The sequence below is a fragment of the Imperialibacter roseus genome (genome assembly GCF_032999765.1).
Classification (GTDB): domain Bacteria; phylum Bacteroidota; class Bacteroidia; order Cytophagales; family Cyclobacteriaceae; genus Imperialibacter; species Imperialibacter roseus.
In genome coordinates this window covers 3931726-3949045 of sequence record NZ_CP136051.1, presented here as the reverse complement: position 1 = coordinate 3949045, position 17320 = coordinate 3931726, and the positions used below count along the sequence as shown (strand labels likewise).

Sequence of the window (17320 nt, the reverse complement as noted above, 5' to 3'; positions counted from 1 at the left end):
TCAACCCGCATGCCTTTAAAACTTGATTTTACAACCCACACACTTCAGTTTACATTTGATGCAGGCACTTCACGAGGAGTGCTGAAGGAGAAGTCCAGCATACTCCTGAAATTGTATGATCCCTCGGATCCAAAAATGTTTGGCCTTGGAGAGGCTGGGCCTTTGAAGGGACTAAGCATGGAAGATATAGATGACCTGCCGGACATTATCAAAACTCTTCAGAGTGACATTCTGCCTGTAAGAACTCCTGGTGCCGTGGAGGATGCATTCCACCTTGCACATCAGTTGGTGCCGTCAGGCTACCCGTCGCTCAGATTTGCTCTGGAGACAGCCCTTCTTGACTTTATGAATGGCGGATCGGGCATTATATTCAAAAACTCCTTCACCACCGGCAGTTTGCCTATCCCGATCAACGGGCTTATTTGGATGGGCGACAAAGACTTTATGCTTAAGCAGATCAAAGAAAAGCTTGATGCAGGATACACCTGCTTGAAGCTAAAAATAGGTGCTATTGACTTTGAAACTGAGTGTGAGATTTTGGCCGGCATTCGAAAGGAGTTTGGGCCAGCCGATATCACCCTCCGGGTGGATGCTAACGGAGCTTTCAAGCCGGCTGAGGCTCTCGTGAAACTTGAGAGGCTTAGCCAGTATCAGCTTCATTCTATCGAACAGCCCGTGCAGGCAGGGCAGTGGGAGGCCTACCATGTGTTGTGCAGTCGTTCGCCGGTGCCCATCGCCCTTGACGAAGAGCTGATTGGCGTGGAACAAAAGGCCATGAAAGCGGAGCTGCTTGATTTTATTAAGCCCCAGTTTATTGTGCTGAAGCCTTCGCTGCTGGGTGGCTTTATGGCAACCAGAGAATGGATAGACCTGGCAGCAAAGAGAAATGTTGGCTGGTGGATGACATCGGCACTGGAGTCAAACATAGGATTGAATGCTATTGCCCAATTTACCGCAGAATTCCCAATTGATATGCCCCAGGGTTTGGGCACAGGTCAGCTCTACAATAATAATTTTACTTCGCCCTTATTTATCAGTCATGGTTTTTTAAATTCAGGTCAGGCAAATGTGTGGGATTTTCGCCAGCTAACTTTTGATAAATGAACGAAGCTAAATTGCATAAAGAGGGTAAATGGCTCTTTTTCGACAAGGAGTACATTGCAGAGTTTGTCTATGGTGGAATTGATGGTTCCATCACCACCTTTGCCGTAGTGGCAGGCGCCGCCGGGGCCCATGCGGATATTCGTTGGGTGCTGATTTTTGGCTTTGCCAACTTGATAGCCGATGGGTTTTCTATGTCGGTGGGTAATTATTTTTCGAGCAAAGCCGCCCTGGATAATTACGACAAGCATGAGGCGGTTGAGTATTGGGAGATTGAGCACCTGAGGGAGAAGGAAATTGAGGAGATCAGAGAAATTTATGAGGCAAAAGGTTTCAAAGGAAAATTACTGGAAGATGTCGTAGCCACAATTATCTCAGACAAGAAGGTGTGGGTGGATACGATGATGAAGGAAGAGCTGGAGATGACTCGAGAAAGTAAGTCGCCATTGAGCACTGCCGTCGCTACGTTTATCAGCTTTAACGTGGTAGGCTTTATTCCGTTAATGGCCTATGTGGTGGCTATGTTTACAGAGGTGAGCCCCTCGGCACTTTTCCCTATCTCATGCGTGGGTACTGGTCTGTCGCTTATTCTCGTCGGTTACTTGAGGGGAGTCGTTACTAATATCAATAAAATGAAAAGCATCATCCAGACTTTGGCGCTGGGTGGTCTGGCAGCGGCTTTTGCCTATTTTGTGGGTGAGGTGCTGGCCAAATGGATTTTGTAAACTGAAGATATTATCGAGGTTTTTATTCTTTTTTAAATCTACTTAAAATGAAGAAAGTGTTTACTCTGGCAGGCTTACTGCTTGCCTGTATCGTAGTTTTTGCCCAGGAATCGGGCAAGCAAATGTACCTGTGGCCTAATGGCGCCCCTGGCTTCGAAAACCTTAAAGACCAGCCCGAGGAGGCCAAGGACTGGTGGGTCAAGAATGTTCATAATCCTTCCATCACGGTTTACTATCCGCCCAAAGACAAGGCCAATGGCACGGCCGTGCTTATTTGTCCCGGTGGAGGCCACCGAACCCTTGTGTACAATGGAGAGGGAAAGGAGGCAGCGGATTTCCTTAACTCGCTGGGCATTACCGCCTTTGTGCTGAAATATCGCCTGGCAAGAGAAGAGAATTCCCCTTACACGGTTGGGAAGGAAGCCAAAGAGGATGCTTACCGGGCGTTGCGAACTGTCAGAAGTCGTGCAAAAGAGTTTGGCGTTAATCCGGAGCGTATCGGAATCATGGGCTTTTCGGCCGGTGGCGAAGTAGTGTCGTGGGTGGCTTACGGCGATGGTAAAGGCGACTCCAGCGCTAAAGATCCTATCGATAAGGTAAATGGAAAGCCCGACTTCCAGATGCTGGTGTATCCGGGGCCGCTGGGTATTCCTGCAACAGTGCCCGCCGATGCACCGCCTGTTTTTATGGTGGTGGCAACCAACGACGATTGCTGCTCAGAGCCTGTGATGAGCCTGCTGCTTAAGTACCGCCAGGCCAAGCGGCCTGTTGAGGCTCATGTGTATGCAAAAGGTGCGCACGCCTTCAATATGGGATACCGGTCGGAGTTTATCAGCTTAAGGGGCTGGCCACAGCGCATGGCCGACTGGCTGATGGACATGGGTTATTTGACTGGGAAGTAACGAGTAACGATGAAGAGAGCATTTAAAATGAAGCTGAAGCCTGGCTTTGCTGCTGAGTACAAGAAGCGACATGACGAAATCTGGCCCGAGCTGAAGCAGCTGCTAAGTGATTCCGGTGTATCAGACTATTCCATCTTCCTGGATGAGGAGACCAATACGCTGTTTGCCGTGCAAAGTGTGAGTGGTGCTGGTGGTTCGCAGAACCTGGGGCAAAATCCTATCGTACGGAAATGGTGGGCCTATATGGCGGATATTATGGAAACGAATGAGGATAATTCGCCGGTTTCGGTGGGGCTCGCAGAAGTTTTCTATATGGAGTAGGGGTTAGGACGGAAGACGGAAGACCGGAGACGGAAGAAGGGAGGAAGAAGGGAGACGGAAGATTTGTGGCTTAGAGACGGAAGACAAGAAACAGACAGAGAAAGAAATTTATGTAAACTCATATAAGCTAAAATGGAGGAAGCTCGATTCAAATTTGAGAAGCTGATTATCTGGCAAAAGGCGATGGATTTTGGAGAAGACCCTATAAAATTACTCTACGGTTTCCAAAAGATGAAATGTATAACCTTAGCTCTCAAATAAGAAGGGCCAGCGATTCCGTTGCTTTGAATATCTCAGAAGGATCAATTGGCCAGTCAAATTTAGAGTTGAAGAAGTTTACAGGCTATTCCATTCGATCGCTTGCTGAGGTGATCACCTGCATTCACAAGGCAAAAAGAAGAAACTACATCTCGCTTGATGAGTTTAAAGTTCTTTATGATTTCTCCTTCAATCTTATGAATATGATGATTGCTTTTAGGTCAAAAGTAAAATAAAGAAAGTTAGATGTCATGTAGCCATTTCTGCTCCCGGTCTTCCGTCTTCCAACCTATTCGTCAAATAATGTAGCCACTCCCGTCTCCGGTCTTCCGTCTTCGGTCTTCTATCACTACCTTACGATACACCGAAACACCACCTACATGAACTCACTGAACAGACGATCCTTTCTCACCAAATCCGCCGCAGGAGCGCTTGGCCTCACTATTCTGCCCAATCTCATTTCCAAAGCCGCTCCCAGTGACAAGCTACGGGTAGCTCATATCGGCCTGGGCGGCATGGGTAACAACCACATGAACTGGTTTGCAAAGCTGCCTGAAGTGGACATTGTGGCGCTTTGCGACCTGGACGAAGAACACCTAACCTCCACCTTTAAAACGTTGCAGGGCCTTGTGCCAAATACGAAAGCCAAATTGTATGGCGACTTCCGCAAGATTCTCGACGATAAAGAAATAGACGCCATCACCGTCGCTACCCCCGACCACTGGCATGCGCAAATTGCTACGATGGCTTTCCAGGCTGGTAAAGATGTGTATGGCGAAAAGCCATTGTCCTATGATATCGCCGAGGGACAGATCATGCTCAAAACCCTGAAAAAGGAAAAGAAGATATTCCAGCTGGGTACGCAGATACATGCTGGCGACAACTACCATCGGGTGGCAGAGATTATCAAATCTGGCGCTATTGGCGATGTGCATACCGTTCGTCTGTGGAAGACAGGCGGGGCACCAGACCTGGGTAATCCAAGCCCTTCCACGCCACCGAGTACTTTCAACTACGACATGTGGCTTGGTCCGGCTCCCAAAGTGCCTTATATCAAAGAACGAACACATTTCACTTACCGCTACTTCATGGACTACTCAGGCGGTGTCTTTGCTGATTTCTGGTGCCATATTGCTGACATTGTCTGGTGGTCGATTGAGCCAAAAGGATTGACTTCTGTGTCGGCCAAAGGCGAAAAGCCCGAAGGCATTGCCGATGCGCCCAAATGGCTGGATGCAGAGATGCAATTTGACGGACTGAAGCTCTACTGGACCACCGAGCCGCCTAACGTACCAGGAGCCAAGGACAGAGGCATCGGCGCTTACTTTGAGGGCAGCAAAGGCACACTTATTTGCGATTATGGCTCAATGGAGATCACTATCAACGGCGAAACAGTAAAGGACATTCCGGAGGTGCCCAAAACCATTGTGCGTTCCCCTGGCCATCAGCAAAACTTTGTGGATGCTGTAAAGGCACGAACGCAGCCGGAGTCTAACCTGGAATATGCCAGGGCGATGACGATGCCCATGCACCTGGCACTGATTAGCTATCGGCTGGGAAGACCGCTACAGTGGAATGCTAAAAAAGAGCAGTTCATAGGCGACGCCGAAGCCAATGGCTATTTGTCGAGGGAGTATAGGAAGGAGTGGAATTTTATAAAGTAGGGGAGAATGATTGATCTTGGAAATTCTCTTGGTTCCCTTTGGGCGGGGGTAAACCGAGAGAATTTTCAAAGCCTTCGTTTTACCCTGATCATAAAGGAATCGAAAGCGTTTCAGCCACGACATTTGCCTTGGAAAAATCGAAGCTGGCCTCTCGCAAATTAGTGCGTTTGGGACATACTGTATGTTTAGAGGCAAATAGTTGTTGAAGCCCCACACCCTTTAGGTCCGGGGCAATGGGGCTTTTGAAATTTAATTTTTATAGAAATTAGCGGCAAACACCATGAACACCAGAAGAACTTTCCTTAAAAACACTACCGCCTCCGTTGCTGGAGCTACATTACTGGGCACAGGTGCCTTTTCTACCTGGGCCAACCCAACGCCCGTGCAGGGAGACCTCACCATTCAGCAGGTCATCGATCAGATCATCGCCACCATTCCCGGCGGAAAGCTTGATCAAACGGTGGACACCATCAAGCAGGGAGATGGCTCGCAAAAGTGTACTGGGGTGGTGACCACCTTTATGGACAATGCCGAGGTGATCAAAAAGGCGGCCAGTCTGGGTGCCAACTTCATCATCAGCCACGAGCCCACTTTCTACAACCACCTCGACAATACTGATTGGCTGGAAAATGACCCTGTATACCAATACAAGAAAAAGCTGATTGCCGACAATGGTATTGTAGTATGGCGCTTCCACGACTACTGGCACCGCCATCGCCCCGATGGCATCACCGAAGGTTTCCTTGAAGAAACCGACTGGAAGAAATACCAGAGCAAGGACAGTGAAAAGCCCAATCTGCTAACGCTACCAAGTGCTTCGGTGAAAGAAGTCGCTTTAGAATTGAAAGGAAAACTCGATCTCAAGCGGCCTTTTATCGTTGGGGATGCTTCCATGAAGGTGACCAAAGTAGGACTGAGGCTAGGTGCTTCTGGTGGGACTAGTCAAATTAACATGTTGAGCAAAGAAGACATTGAGTTGCTGGTAGTAGGCGAAATCAACGAATGGGAAACAGCAGAGTATGTGCGGGATGCACAGACAGCAGGTGTCCGAAAGGCCCTTATTATTTTAGGCCACCAGCGCAGCGAAGAGCCGGGCATGAAATACCTGGTGGGCTGGATGAACAAGAAGTTTCCCGGACTCAAGACAACACACGTGGTGGCCGGGGATTCTTTTCAGGCGGTTTAAGCTTTCAGGTATGAAGCGAGCTTTCAAATTTGTTTTAGTGGCCATATGTTCTTTCTGCGGACAGAAAGATGAAGAAATTCCGATACCTGTTAAGCTCTGGAGTTTTCTGAACACGAAGTGGGTAAGCCTTGAAGAAGGATCTCGTTATTGTGGTAGTCACAGCCTCATTTCCAATTGGCACAATTTCGGGGTTACGTTTACAGGGGATAACACAGGCGGTAGATATGTGACTACAGGTGTGCCTGATACATCCATCTATAAAGACTCTCAAATGGTGTGGAAGGAAAGTGGTCTTTGGAAAATAAGGCAGGAGAGTATACGTGATTCTCTATTTGTCATCGACCGGGACGACAGTGTTTCGGTAGGCGTAGAAATGGATCGAGACGGTTTTCTCAATCTTTCGTTTGCAGAAAAGGTAACAGATGAAGGCGGAAGACTGGGGACCTCTGTCTGTTTGTATCAATTTAAGATGACGGTGACAGACTAACCGTGACAATTCAATAGGTAGCGAAAAGCTACACGCACTTTGCTTGACTTCCAGTCTCAACACCCGATGTGGTGCCCGCCACTTACAACATTTAGAATTTGTATTTTTTCGTACAATATTTGCCTTCCAATTATCTCTCACCCATTGAAAGACATCCACGGCCAGGCCATCGTTGACTACTACCAGGGCAAAGCATACAGCCCGCTAATGCTGCACACTTCCTACGGGAGCTCGGAAGAGATGCCTGTGGAGGTTTTCTTCAGGGAAGAGGAGGACCTGAGCGTGCTCGACCTGCTGGCACTGATTGAATGTAAGGGTAAAGTACTCGATCTGGGAGCTGGTGCCGGTGTGCATTCTCTTATTCTGGCCTCCCGTGGGTTTGAGGTGCATGCCCTGGAAAACTCTCCCGGCTGTGTGGAGGTGATGAAGCAATCGGGAGTGGGGCAGGTAATCAGTGAGGACTACCGCACCCACAGGGGAAAGTACGACACCGTGTTGATGCTTATGAACGGACTGGGCCTGGCGGGTGAATTGGCGGGCGTGAAGCCACTGCTTGAGCGTTGCATGAAGCTGCTGAAGAAAGGGGGGCAAATCCTGGTCGACTCTTCAGATATCGGCTATCTCTACGAGCTAAGCATTCCCAAACCGGAGGGCTACTATGGTGAGATTAGCTTTCAGTACGAATACAAAGGAGAAAAAGGCGACTGGTTCGACTGGGTGTATGTCGACCAGGACAAGCTTGCCGGGATTGTTGCCGAAATGGGTTTGACAGTAGAAATACTGCATACTGACGAAAGCGACCAGTACCTGGCGAGGATTACGAAGCGATAATTCCGTACAGTATGATCGTCACCTTAACGTCTCTCAATTCCCTTGTTCCTTCATCACTTTAGCAGAACTCAGTAGGTAGTTTTTAATATCACTCACGTCCTCCGCACTTAATCTCCCACTAAAATCAGGCATGCCCTTCGGTAAGAAAATGCCTTTCAATACAATATCTTCAATGATACCAAAGGTGCCTTCTGCTGAATATACCAGGCTGGGAATGGATCCCCCTTTTGTTCCCATGGGGCCATGGCAACCCAGACAGTTGGCGCCGTATATTTGCTGCCCTCGTTTGATTTGGTCGGCAGTTGCGGTTACTTCCAGATCAATTAGCTCGGTTCTTCTGCCAACTCCTTTAGCTTGGAAAGACTGAATTGAATCCAGCGCAAAGCTGAATATAGTACCTGGGTATATATCATCGGTAAATCTGTTCCAGAGTGCGGGAGGCCCACCACCCCAACCTACAGCGATAGACACATATTGCACACCGTCTACGAGGTAAGTAATGGGTGGAGCCACGGCGCCGCCTCCCAATTCATGCTCCCAAAGCTGAGTTCCATCTGCTGCATCATAGGCAAACAATCTGCCATCGCCCGTGCCCTGGAACACAAGACCACCGCCAGTGGTCACCACCCCACCATTAACCGGACCCTGGAACGGATTGGTTCCTTCATATTTCACAACCCAGGCTGCTTTTTGAGTACTTGGGTTCCAGGCCAGCAAATGTCCTGTATGCATATTTTCCGGCGAAGAAGGATCAAATCGTATGTCCAGGCCATCGACAAATGTGGAAATCAGTTTTGTGCCTGTGGCTCCGTTGGAGTCGTGGCCATAAAAGTGATTATTGATATGAGCTGGAATATACACCAGGCCAGTCGTAGCATTGTATGCCATCGGGTGCCAGTTGTGACCGCCATTGGGCCCCGGTGAAATGACCGTGTTTTTTTCCTTGTACCTGCTAAAGTCAGTTTCTACAGGGCGGCCGGTGGTTTTGTCGACATGTGTGGCCCAGTTCATGTAGGTGTAAGGTTCTGCAGATAGCAGCTCTCCGGTGATTCTGTCAAGGACGTAGAAAAAGCCATTTTTTGGAGCCTGCATCACCACCTTTCTGTTTTGACCTTCTATTTCCAAATCGGCAAGAATCAGCTGCTGGGTAGCAGTGTAGTCCCAGGTATCACCCGGCGTAGTTTGGTAATGCCATACATACTCCCCATTGTCAGGATTGATCGCCACAATCGACGACAAAAAGAGGTTGTCACCTTCACCATTGCTTCGGTGAAACCAATCCCAGGGTGAACCATTGCCCGTGCCGAGATAAAACAAGTTCAATTCGGGGTCGAAGGCCATGGCCTCCCAGGCGGTGCCGCCGCCTCCGTATTTCCACCACTCACCTGACCAGGTTTTAGCTGCCATTTCCATGGCTTTCGACTCAAAAGGCTTTGATGGATCACCTGGAACGGTATAAAATCTCCAGGCCTGTTCGCCCGTTAGGGCGTCATAAGCCGTAATATAGCCTCGGACGCCGTACTCAGCACCGCCATTACCAATAATTACTTTGCCTTTTACTACTCTGGGCGCACCCGTGATGGTGTAGTATTTAGTGGTGTCCACAGTAAGCTTCTCCCAAAGTGGCTTGCCGGTAGCGGCATCAAGCGAGATCAACCGGCCATCGAAGGTACCGACAAACAAACTTCCTTTGTACATGGCCAACCCCCGGTTTACTACATCACAACAGCCTTTTTCCCCCGTACTGCGAGGCACTTCAGGGTCGTAAGTCCAGATTTTTTTACCCGTTCTCACATCCACGGCATATACCGCACTCCAGGGACCAGTCAGGAACATCACTCCGTCGACTACAAGTGGCGTAGCTTCGATACCACGGGTGGTGCCAAGGTTCAGTGACCAGGCAAGGCCAAGTCGCTCAACATTTTCTTTATTGATTTGGTTGAGGGGGCTAAATCGGTCTTCAGCATAGTTTTTACCATAAGTTACCCAGTTACCTGGGCTGGCATCTGCTTTCGTCAGGTACTTGTCGTCAATGGCGGAAGTGACGTTCCGAATATGGGCCTCCGAACCTGGCTCGGCTTTTTGGCTACATTGACAGAAAATAATGGTGATTAATAATATTGACGCAGCAACGGACGATCGCCAGCTAGAAAATGACAATTTCATGGTTGGGTTGGTTAAGGAAGCAGTCTAAAAAAGGTACAATAAAAAAGCTGGTATTTGTGAAGATAGGAATAGCTATCTTTAATAGCTATTTTTCCCCTTGGTCTGTCCCGTGACAGAAAGTTTCAAAAATGGCAAGGCTAATGTACCCACCTCAGAAGCACCCCTACCCACTTCAGAGGTGGGTACCCCCACTTCCGGTATGGGAGACCGGAGTAAAAAGCATCGACGCCGGAGCTCCGGGCACCGACACCGGAACAAAAAGGTGCGAAGCCGGAGCAAAAAGATGCGATGAGGGATTAATAGCTTCGAATGCCGAGCAAAAAGATGCTAGTTTGAACCTTTTATCTGCGACGCCGCACCTCAGAACATCGAATTCGGAGTAAAAAGATGCGGCAGAGAGGTGCAGAGTTCCGAGAGCGGAGTTATGAGGTGGGGACGAGGAGGTTGTTTATTTGTTGCAACAGAAAAATTCGAGCCGTCTTTTTTTTTAATCATGAATAGCTTCGTTTGTCCATGCAGTACGCATGTGGCGCTGGGAGGCAGGCTTGCAAGGGGACAACGCCAAAGTCAAATTACTTCAACCCATTGATCTTCCTAAAGGCAAATGCCGGGGCCAACCTCGACAGCAGATACAGCAGCTTTACCTTGCCAATTTTGATTTCTTTCTGCCCCTTTTCAAGTTTCTTTATCATTTCAGTCACCGCTTCTGTCGGGGAAATGGCTATTTTGGGTGGATGGCCATTGTGCCAGGGAGTGTCTACTACCGTCATCATCACTTCTGCTACACCGATGTCGTTACGCTTTAGCTGCTCTCTCAATACCTGAGAAAAGGAGTGGAGGCCTGCTTTGGTGGCGTTGTAAATGGGGTAGTCCATCCGTGGGGTAAAGGCTAAACCAGTAGTGATATTGATGATGGTCGATCCGGAATGCTGTTCGATGATCGGCAAGAACATTTTGCTCAAAGCGATAGGCGCAAGCAGGTTAGTGCTAATTTCCAGTGCTGCTTTTTCAACCATGCTTTCATCTTCGTAAAAGCTGGTGTTATGAACAACAGCGGCATTGTTGACGAGGACATTGCAGTCGGAGTGATTTTGTTTTACCCAATTGACTAGCGAAGTGCGTCCTTCGATGGTCGATATGTCGCAGGCAAATATGTTGAGTGCTGGTTCAAGGTTTTTTGCTTTTTCCAGCCGGTCGGCCGATCTTCCGCAAATAAGCACTTTGTTGCCTTTTCTAGCTAGCTGCAGCGCAAGCTCAAGTCCTATTCCAGAGCTACCACCTGTAATCAGCACTGTGTTGTTGATCAGTTCCATCTTTACTTTTTTTAACAAAGCAAATGGAACACGGCGGCACATGCATTAACCTATGTTAACACGCCCATTTTTCTTCTTACCCTGCTTAGCGCCACATTGGTAATGCCGAGATAGGAAGCGATAACATGCTGCCTGACTCTCTTTTCCAGTCCGGGGTATCTTTTCAGGAACAACCGGTATCGTTCTTCAGCATCAAAAAGCAAAAACTCTCTTTCTCGGGTTTCCTTCTTCGTAAAGGCTTCCTCCAGCACTGTGATCAGAAACTCGTTCCAGCCTGGGTGTCCGGCTCGAAGTGCCTCCCATTTGCCATAGTCAAAAACAAGCACTTCTGAATTTTCAAGTGCTTCGATGCTGAAATGGGAAGGTGTGCCAGCTATTGTCGCACTGTAAGAGCTTAGAAAGCTGCCTTCAGAAAAGAACCCCTTGGTAAACTCATTGCCCCCCTCTTGAAGGTAGTAGTAGCGAAACAAGCCAGATACCACAATGCCGAATTTATTGGGGATGTCGCCAGCTGCGACAAATAAGCTTCCCTTCTTTAGCTCCACGCTATGGCATAAACCGAAAAGCTTGTCGAGCTCCTCTTCTGGAACGGGTGCTATCCTGGAAATTACATTATATAAGACGTCTTTCGGGAGCATGTCCTTTCTTACTTATCCACCAACTTTTTCCCTACGGATAGCTTTTCAATAAAAGCCACCAGCCTGTTTTGCCGGGTGTCTTCCCGCTTGGCGGATTCAATCCAGCGGATGTACTCTTTCTTGTCGGTGTAGGAAAGTTTTTCGTAGAAGGCGGCGGCCTTAGGGTTGTCTGCCAGCAGTTGGGCAGCGTCGGCTGGTACTTCCACCACCCTGGGAGCGGTGTCTTCCTGTAGCTCCACCGAGACCTTCTCGCCGAAGGATTTACCCAGGTCGTTGCGTACGGCTTTGGTAAGGCCCAGCATGTGGAAACCCAAGCCCATATTGGCAAGGCTCCCCCGGTAGGTCACCTTGCCGTCGAATACCGCCACAATTTTTACCTGTCCCTTTTTGCCAAACACCTCTTCGGTGCTGTATGGAAATTCAACATAGGCTGCATCTATGTCTCCATGCTTTTGAATAACGGCATCGAAAGTGAATTTTTGTGGTTTAGCCATAGTAGTAGATTAAATATTGTTTTTCACAAAGGCCAGGTCTTTCTTCATCGCTGCCAGCATTTGGGCTTCGGTGATGTTGGCCTTGCGGTTGCCATGCTCGGCACCTCCCAGGTCGTATTCCTGGTGAATGGTGATGGGCAACACCGGCGACAAGGTTGCCACTTTGTCTTTGTAAGCTTTGAAATCCACCATGCCTTTCCCCAGCGGCACATTGGTCACACTCCATTTGTCGTTGTTTTTGCTCCAGTAAAAATCCTTCATCACAATCGTATTTATAAAGGGTTGTACCTGATCAAACCCCAGTGGCCAGGAGTTGGCACCTTCTACCACGGCATGGCGGATATCGTATTGGCTGCCTACCCAGGGAGAGTTGACCTGCCGGAGCACTTGCACCAGGTCCCACACCGGCGAACCAAAGCCAGTACCTGCATGGTTTTGGTAGCCGGCTTTGATATTGTTGGCTTTGTTCATTTCGGCCAAAGCTGCCATGCGCTTCACAAAGGCCTGGAGGTTATCGTCTATACTTTGCAGCTTGTCGTAGCTGTACCAGTTCATGCGATAAAACCCGATACCCAGCTGTCCGGCTGTGGTGAGGATGTCTTTGGTGTAAGGCTCGTCGGCTCCCCCAATGGCCGTTGTCATCATCACAATCTCCTTGCCCACCTTTTTCATGGCTTCGGCTATCTTGGGCAGATCGTCTTTTACCCGCTCCGGCTCCACATGGCCGCCCGGACGCACGGTAAGGTCAAGTCCATCGATGCCGCTTTCGGCCACCATATCCGCCATTTGGTTCAGCTCCGTCCATTGCAACGCTTTGGAGAAAACCGCCACTTTGTGCATCCTAATGGTGTTGGTGCTAATAAAAGGTGCAGGTGAGGAGAGGGGCGTTGTGTTATTACTGAAAAGCTGATGACCAGCGAGAGGCAGTGCCAATCCTGTGAGTCCCGCCTTTTGAAGGAAAGAACGGCGGGACACGGCAAAGGATTTGTTGTTGTTCATTTCGAAAGAAGTAGGTTTGCGTTGATCCAATTTCGGGTTTTTTGTTTTAAAATCACTGTCCGTTAAAAGAACAATAACGCTCATGGCCTCTCTTTCTCTTCGGTTCGAGTTATTGATGTCCGCTTTGCGCAGGAAAAGGGGGGCGGTATTCCACAATTCCAAAGGGGCTATCAACGGCTACGATGCTGTGGCCTATTTTCAAAATGGACAGCCGGCAGAGGGGAAAAAGGAGTTCGTACATGTTTGGCATGGAGCGAAATGGTATTTCAGCAGTGCTGCCAATAGAGGTGAGTTCGCCGCTCACCCGGAAAAGTTTGCTCCACAGTTTGGTGGCTTTTGTGCCTATGGCACCCACAATGGCTACAAAATCCATACTGATCCCAATTGCTGGACGATTCACCAAGGTAAGCTCTACCTCAATTACAATGACCGGGTGCAGGAAATGTGGAGAGCCGATCCGGAAAAGTATATTGAGGTAGCTGCCGAAAATTGGGAAAGGTTGAAGAGCAGGTATTAGACGACGGTGAAGACACCTGGCAAAACGGTTTAGGTGGCGGTGAAGACACCTGCCACGACAAAAAGTGAAGACACCCGCCACAACCACATTGTTATTTCACGAATGCCTCCGGAAAGCTGTTAAAATCAAATCCCCAAATGGCGGGCAGCACATAGTAGGTGTAAACGCTGATGAGCACTGTAGCGAAAATATTGAGCCAAACGCCAGCCCTCACCATGTCCTTCATTTGCAGCGTGCCGGAGCCAAACACAATGGCATTGGGAGCCGTGGCCACGGGCAGCATGAAAGCACAGGACGAAGCAATGGTCATGGGCACCATGAGGCCGTAAGGGTGCACGCCAATGGCCTGGGCCAGCCCTGCGAGAATGGGCAGCATCAGTGTGCAGGTGGCCATGTTTTGGGTAAGCTCCGTGAGGTAATTCACCAGCGCCACCACGATGAGTAGCATCAGCAACGGATGCACGTTTTCTAATAGTGTGAGCCGTCCACCGATCCAGGCAGTAAGGCCGGTTTCCTGGAAGCTGCCTGCCACCGAGAAGGCACCGCCGAACAAAAGGATTACTTCCCAGGGCAATCGCTTGGCAGTTTGCCAGTCCATGATCATTTCTCCTTTGGTCTGTCGGCCTGGCACCAGAAAAAGGACAGTGGCGCCGATAAGCGCAATACTGGTATCGTTGATTCCAGGAAAGATAGGAGCGATCAGGTAGGTCCTGAAAATCCAGGCGATGGCCACAAAAGAGAAAATCACCATCACCCAGCGCTCCTCGTAGCCCATAGCGCCCAACTGCCGAAGTTCGCCGTCAATGATTTCTTTGGAGCCCTTTACTTTAATGCTGCTTAGTTTAAATGCCCGGTGGCTGAGGTCCCACCAAAGGAAGGCACCCAAAAGTATCGTAAGTGGGAGAGCGTAGAAAAACCACAGATCGAATGGGATTTCGGTACCATAGAACTGGCCTGCTGCTTCCACAAATATGAGATTAGTAGGCGTGCCGACGATAGTCGCTATGCCACCTATTGAAGCAGCATAGGCGATGGAAATGACGAGTGCTTTACCGAAATGGGAAGAGGTGGAATCGCCGGGCTTGTTGAGCAGCTTCGCCAGCTGGTCGATGATGCTGAGGGCAATAGGGAGCATCATCATGGTGGTGGCTGTGTTGGAGATCCACATGGAGAGGAAGCCCGTTGCCAGGATGAAGCCCAATAGAATCTGTTTTTGGTTGGTGCCAGTGCGCTTGATGATATTGAGTGCAATGCGCCGGTGGAGGTTCCACTTTTCCATGGCCAGGGCAATGATGAAGCCGGCAATGAACAGGTAAATGATATTGTTGGAGTAGTAACCTGTTACCGAGGACACTGGCATGGCGCCGGTAGCGGAGAAGAGCAAAATAGGCAGGAGGGAGGTGATGGCGATGGGCACGGCTTCGGTGAGCCACCAAAGAGCAATCCATACGGTGCAGGCCACAACTGTCCAGGCTTTTGGCTCCATGTCAGCTGGCCCACCAAAGAGCAGCAGCAAAATGAAGAGGCCCGGCCCCAGGATGATAAATAGGCGCTTGGAGGCCAGCAGGCCTTTCAGGTCAATGTTCATGCGTGAAAAGATAGGAAGGGCAGGGGAGAAAGGAAAGGGGAGGTGAGACGGGAGGAAGAAGACCGGAGGCCGGAGTCGAAAGTACACGATATTCGGATATTCAGACACTCAGACTTGTGACGAAAGTGAGCAGAGAGCAAACGGCAACTGATGCTAAACCGGTCTTGCATGATGGTGGTGATCCTTTGGCTCCCTTTAGGGATGGTCAGTGTCAATGGGTCAGCTTCAGTCTTCCGTCTCCACTCCTCCACTCCTCCACTCCCCACTTTTATCAACTTTCTTTTTCGCCTTTCGAAAAAACTCCCTAACATTGTACCCATTATGAAACTCGTCAAGGATATTGTGACCCTTTGTATCACACGAAATCGAATCTGTGATACCATTCCCTCGAAGGCTTAATCCGCTTTTATGGGTAGACCACCCCTGGTCACTATTTTTCCTTTTTCACATTTCTTTTTTTAATTCTTGACAAGTAATGACATCACTATACTATTCCCTACGCAAATATTTGCGCTATTTTCTCGAAGCTTTAAAAGGCGGCGAGCAGGATTTTACCGAAGGCAATCTTAATAAAGCCATCTTTCTGTTGTCGATTCCAATGATCATTGAAATGAGCATGGAGTCAATCTTTGCTGTGGTCGACGTATTCTTTGTAAGCAAAGTAAGCGTCAACGCAGTAGCCACCGTCGGTCTCACTGAATCTGTGATGATGATTGTTTATTCAGTGGCCGTTGGATTGAGTATGGCGGCTACTGCTACCGTAGCCCGGCGTATTGGGGAGAAAAACCCTCAGGCAGCCTCTGTGGCAGCAGTGCAGGCTGTAATTCTCGGACTCTCATTTGCACTTGTTATCGGTCTGGCTGGCGCTTTTTATGCCCGGGAGATCCTTCAGATAATGGGAGGCAGTCCCGAGCTGATTGCCGAGGGATATGGCTATACCCGATGGATTTTCCTCGGGAATGTGTCACTGATGCTGATCTTTTTGATCAACGCTATTTTCCGTGGCGCTGGTGACGCAAGCATTGCCATGTGGGCGCTTTTGCTCGCTAACAGCATCAATTGCGTATTGGATCCTCTGTTTATTTTTGGCTTTGGGCCAATACCTGCCATGGGCGTGGAGGGAGCCGCCATTGCCACCACCACGGGCCGGTCTATTGGTGTAGTGTTTCAGGTGTATCACCTTTTCAGGGGTAATTCCAGAATCAAAATAACAGTCAAGTCTCTGGTTGTTAAATGGGATATCTTGAAAAATATGGTCAAGGTTTCCATTGGAGGGGTAGGTCAGTTTCTGATTGAGTCAGCCAGCTGGATATTTCTGATGAGGGTGATGTCGCTGTTTGGTGAGTCGGCCCTGGCTGGTTACACGATTTCCTTCAGGGTGCTGGTGTTTACCCTTATGCCATCGTGGGGGCTTGCCAATGCGGCTGGTACGCTGGTGGGACAAAACCTGGGGGCCTTGAAACCCGACAGGGCGGAGACCTCTGTTTGGCGAACTGCATTGATCAACGTGATCTTTCTCGGGATTGTAGGAGCTGTTTTCCTGATCTTCGCTGAAGAAGTGATTGCCGTATTTACACCGGATGAGGCCGTAGTAAGCTTTGGGACGCAAAGCCTTCAGATTATATGTCTGGGGTATGTGTTTTTTGCCTATGGCATGGTGTTGATCCAGGCATTTAATGGTGCTGGTGATACGAAAACGCCGTCTGTGATCAATATTTTTGTTTTCTGGATCTTCCAGATTCCATTTGCTTACTGGCTGGCAGTGACGATGGAGTGGGGGCCTTCAGGAGTCTTCTGGGCCATTGCAGTGGCTCACTCTCTGCTTGCGATCATTGGGGTGATCATTTTCAGAAGAGGCAGATGGAAGACGGTGCAGGTGTAGCCTCTGGCAATGCTCGTGAAGACACGAGGAAAAACGATGTTTAAACTAGCTAAAGCTGGGTGCCCTTACAGATAATTGACAAGCTTCTAATAAAAATGGCCAGTGGAGACACTGGCCATTTTAATGTAAGGTGACTTCGCAGCGTAGTGGGGCCGACGTGGAACGGAGTCTCCTTGATCTGGGTCAAATCACTGCTATCACCCAGGGGATGTCTCCCTCGTACCTCGGGGTCGACATGACGCTGGTGA

The 17320-nt window shown here is 49.2% G+C and carries 18 protein-coding genes; 12 read left to right on the top strand and 6 right to left on the bottom strand.

Translation table 11 applies throughout. From position 1 onward, the window contains the following. The first annotated feature begins 9 nt into the window (after nt 1–9). The 9 genes from RT717_RS16540 (at nt 10) to RT717_RS16500 (ending at nt 7475) form a co-directional block, all read left to right on the top strand. The gene (locus RT717_RS16540; RefSeq protein ID WP_317487491.1) at nt 10–1104 is read left to right on the top strand and encodes an o-succinylbenzoate synthase; all 1095 of its coding nucleotides are present in this window, start codon (nt 10–12) and stop codon (nt 1102–1104) included. Further along, nucleotides 1101–1826, top strand: coding sequence for a VIT1/CCC1 transporter family protein (locus RT717_RS16535; protein WP_317487490.1), 726 nt, complete (start codon nt 1101–1103; stop codon nt 1824–1826). The genes RT717_RS16540 and RT717_RS16535 overlap by 4 nt, the downstream gene beginning before the upstream one ends. Before the next feature lie 47 nt (nt 1827–1873). Then, complete coding sequence (locus tag RT717_RS16530; RefSeq protein WP_317487489.1) at nt 1874–2728, top strand: alpha/beta hydrolase; 855 nt, start codon at nt 1874–1876, stop codon at nt 2726–2728. A 9-nt stretch (nt 2729–2737) separates the two neighbouring features. After that, on the top strand, nt 2738–3049 hold the full coding sequence (gene rhaM, locus RT717_RS16525; protein WP_317487488.1) for an L-rhamnose mutarotase: 312 nt from the start codon (nt 2738–2740) through the stop codon (nt 3047–3049). A 236-nt stretch (nt 3050–3285) separates the two neighbouring features. Then, complete coding sequence (locus tag RT717_RS16520) at nt 3286–3543, top strand: four helix bundle protein (protein WP_317487487.1); 258 nt, start codon at nt 3286–3288, stop codon at nt 3541–3543. Between the two features lie 144 nt (nt 3544–3687). Continuing rightward, a complete protein-coding gene (locus tag RT717_RS16515; RefSeq protein ID WP_317487486.1) occupies nt 3688–4971 on the top strand; it encodes a Gfo/Idh/MocA family protein in 1284 nt (427 codons plus the stop codon). A 280-nt stretch (nt 4972–5251) separates the two neighbouring features. Continuing rightward, nucleotides 5252–6157: a Nif3-like dinuclear metal center hexameric protein gene (locus tag RT717_RS16510; protein ID WP_317487485.1), complete on the top strand. Its 906-nt coding sequence runs from the start codon at nt 5252–5254 to the stop codon at nt 6155–6157. A gap of 10 nt (nt 6158–6167) precedes the next feature. Next, on the top strand, nt 6168–6644 hold the full coding sequence (locus RT717_RS16505) for a hypothetical protein (protein ID WP_317487484.1): 477 nt from the start codon (nt 6168–6170) through the stop codon (nt 6642–6644). Between the two features lie 144 nt (nt 6645–6788). Continuing rightward, the gene (locus RT717_RS16500) at nt 6789–7475 is read left to right on the top strand and encodes a class I SAM-dependent methyltransferase (protein ID WP_317487483.1); all 687 of its coding nucleotides are present in this window, start codon (nt 6789–6791) and stop codon (nt 7473–7475) included. A gap of 33 nt (nt 7476–7508) precedes the next feature. Here the strand turns inward: RT717_RS16500 and RT717_RS16495 are convergent, their stop codons facing one another. After that, on the bottom strand, nt 7509–9641 hold the full coding sequence (locus RT717_RS16495; RefSeq protein ID WP_317487482.1) for a PQQ-dependent dehydrogenase, methanol/ethanol family: 2133 nt from the start codon (nt 9639–9641) through the stop codon (nt 7509–7511). A gap of 128 nt (nt 9642–9769) precedes the next feature. Here RT717_RS16495 and RT717_RS16490 point away from each other — a divergent pair, with 128 nt between their 5' ends. After that, nucleotides 9770–10024 (top strand): hypothetical protein, encoded by a 255-nt coding sequence (locus tag RT717_RS16490; RefSeq protein WP_317487481.1) that lies wholly within the window; start codon nt 9770–9772, stop codon nt 10022–10024. A 189-nt stretch (nt 10025–10213) separates the two neighbouring features. On the opposite strand, the gene RT717_RS16485 is transcribed toward RT717_RS16490, so the two are convergent. The 4 genes from RT717_RS16485 to RT717_RS16470 are packed head-to-tail and all read right to left on the bottom strand — an operon-like array spanning nt 10214 to nt 13085. Continuing rightward, nucleotides 10214–10954 carry an SDR family oxidoreductase gene (locus RT717_RS16485; protein ID WP_317487480.1) on the bottom strand — a complete coding sequence of 247 codons (741 nt, stop codon included), beginning with the start codon at nt 10952–10954 and terminating at the stop codon, nt 10214–10216. Nucleotides 10955–11004: 50 nt separating this feature from the next. Beyond that, nucleotides 11005–11592 carry a Crp/Fnr family transcriptional regulator gene (locus RT717_RS16480; RefSeq protein WP_317487479.1) on the bottom strand — a complete coding sequence of 196 codons (588 nt, stop codon included), beginning with the start codon at nt 11590–11592 and terminating at the stop codon, nt 11005–11007. A gap of 8 nt (nt 11593–11600) precedes the next feature. Further along, nucleotides 11601–12086 (bottom strand): YdeI/OmpD-associated family protein, encoded by a 486-nt coding sequence (locus RT717_RS16475; RefSeq protein ID WP_317487478.1) that lies wholly within the window; start codon nt 12084–12086, stop codon nt 11601–11603. A 9-nt stretch (nt 12087–12095) separates the two neighbouring features. Next, complete coding sequence (locus RT717_RS16470) at nt 12096–13085, bottom strand: sugar phosphate isomerase/epimerase family protein (protein ID WP_317487477.1); 990 nt, start codon at nt 13083–13085, stop codon at nt 12096–12098. An 82-nt stretch (nt 13086–13167) separates the two neighbouring features. On the opposite strand from RT717_RS16470, the gene RT717_RS16465 reads away from it, so the two are divergent. Further along, nucleotides 13168–13602, top strand: a complete 435-nt coding sequence (locus RT717_RS16465; protein ID WP_317487476.1) for a YHS domain-containing (seleno)protein — start codon at nt 13168–13170, stop codon at nt 13600–13602. 91 nt (nt 13603–13693) lie between these two features. Here RT717_RS16465 and RT717_RS16460 read toward each other — a convergent pair whose 3' ends face one another. Next, complete coding sequence (locus tag RT717_RS16460; RefSeq protein ID WP_317487475.1) at nt 13694–15190, bottom strand: SLC13 family permease; 1497 nt, start codon at nt 15188–15190, stop codon at nt 13694–13696. A 475-nt stretch (nt 15191–15665) separates the two neighbouring features. Here RT717_RS16460 and RT717_RS16455 point away from each other — a divergent pair, with 475 nt between their 5' ends. Continuing rightward, the gene (locus RT717_RS16455; protein ID WP_317487474.1) at nt 15666–17072 is read left to right on the top strand and encodes an MATE family efflux transporter; all 1407 of its coding nucleotides are present in this window, start codon (nt 15666–15668) and stop codon (nt 17070–17072) included. Nucleotides 17073–17320 lie beyond the last annotated feature (248 nt).

Coding starts and splice junctions, on each gene's coding strand:
- RT717_RS16510 (WP_317487485.1), top strand. CDS start 5,252: ATGAACACCAGAAGAACTTTCCTTAAAAACACTACCGCCTCCGTTGCT.
- RT717_RS16530 (WP_317487489.1), top strand. CDS start 1,874: ATGAAGAAAGTGTTTACTCTGGCAGGCTTACTGCTTGCCTGTATCGTA.
- rhaM (WP_317487488.1), top strand. CDS start 2,738: ATGAAGAGAGCATTTAAAATGAAGCTGAAGCCTGGCTTTGCTGCTGAG.
- RT717_RS16475 (WP_317487478.1), bottom strand. CDS start 12,086: ATGGCTAAACCACAAAAATTCACTTTCGATGCCGTTATTCAAAAGCAT.
- RT717_RS16480 (WP_317487479.1), bottom strand. CDS start 11,592: ATGCTCCCGAAAGACGTCTTATATAATGTAATTTCCAGGATAGCACCC.
- RT717_RS16505 (WP_317487484.1), top strand. CDS start 6,168: ATGAAGCGAGCTTTCAAATTTGTTTTAGTGGCCATATGTTCTTTCTGC.
- RT717_RS16535 (WP_317487490.1), top strand. CDS start 1,101: ATGAACGAAGCTAAATTGCATAAAGAGGGTAAATGGCTCTTTTTCGAC.
- RT717_RS16485 (WP_317487480.1), bottom strand. CDS start 10,954: ATGGAACTGATCAACAACACAGTGCTGATTACAGGTGGTAGCTCTGGA.
- RT717_RS16470 (WP_317487477.1), bottom strand. CDS start 13,085: ATGAACAACAACAAATCCTTTGCCGTGTCCCGCCGTTCTTTCCTTCAA.
- RT717_RS16455 (WP_317487474.1), top strand. CDS start 15,666: ATGACATCACTATACTATTCCCTACGCAAATATTTGCGCTATTTTCTC.
- RT717_RS16540 (WP_317487491.1), top strand. CDS start 10: ATGCCTTTAAAACTTGATTTTACAACCCACACACTTCAGTTTACATTT.
- RT717_RS16490 (WP_317487481.1), top strand. CDS start 9,770: ATGGCAAGGCTAATGTACCCACCTCAGAAGCACCCCTACCCACTTCAG.
- RT717_RS16460 (WP_317487475.1), bottom strand. CDS start 15,190: ATGAACATTGACCTGAAAGGCCTGCTGGCCTCCAAGCGCCTATTTATC.
- RT717_RS16515 (WP_317487486.1), top strand. CDS start 3,688: ATGAACTCACTGAACAGACGATCCTTTCTCACCAAATCCGCCGCAGGA.
- RT717_RS16495 (WP_317487482.1), bottom strand. CDS start 9,641: ATGAAATTGTCATTTTCTAGCTGGCGATCGTCCGTTGCTGCGTCAATA.
- RT717_RS16465 (WP_317487476.1), top strand. CDS start 13,168: ATGGCCTCTCTTTCTCTTCGGTTCGAGTTATTGATGTCCGCTTTGCGC.
- RT717_RS16520 (WP_317487487.1), top strand. CDS start 3,286: ATGTATAACCTTAGCTCTCAAATAAGAAGGGCCAGCGATTCCGTTGCT.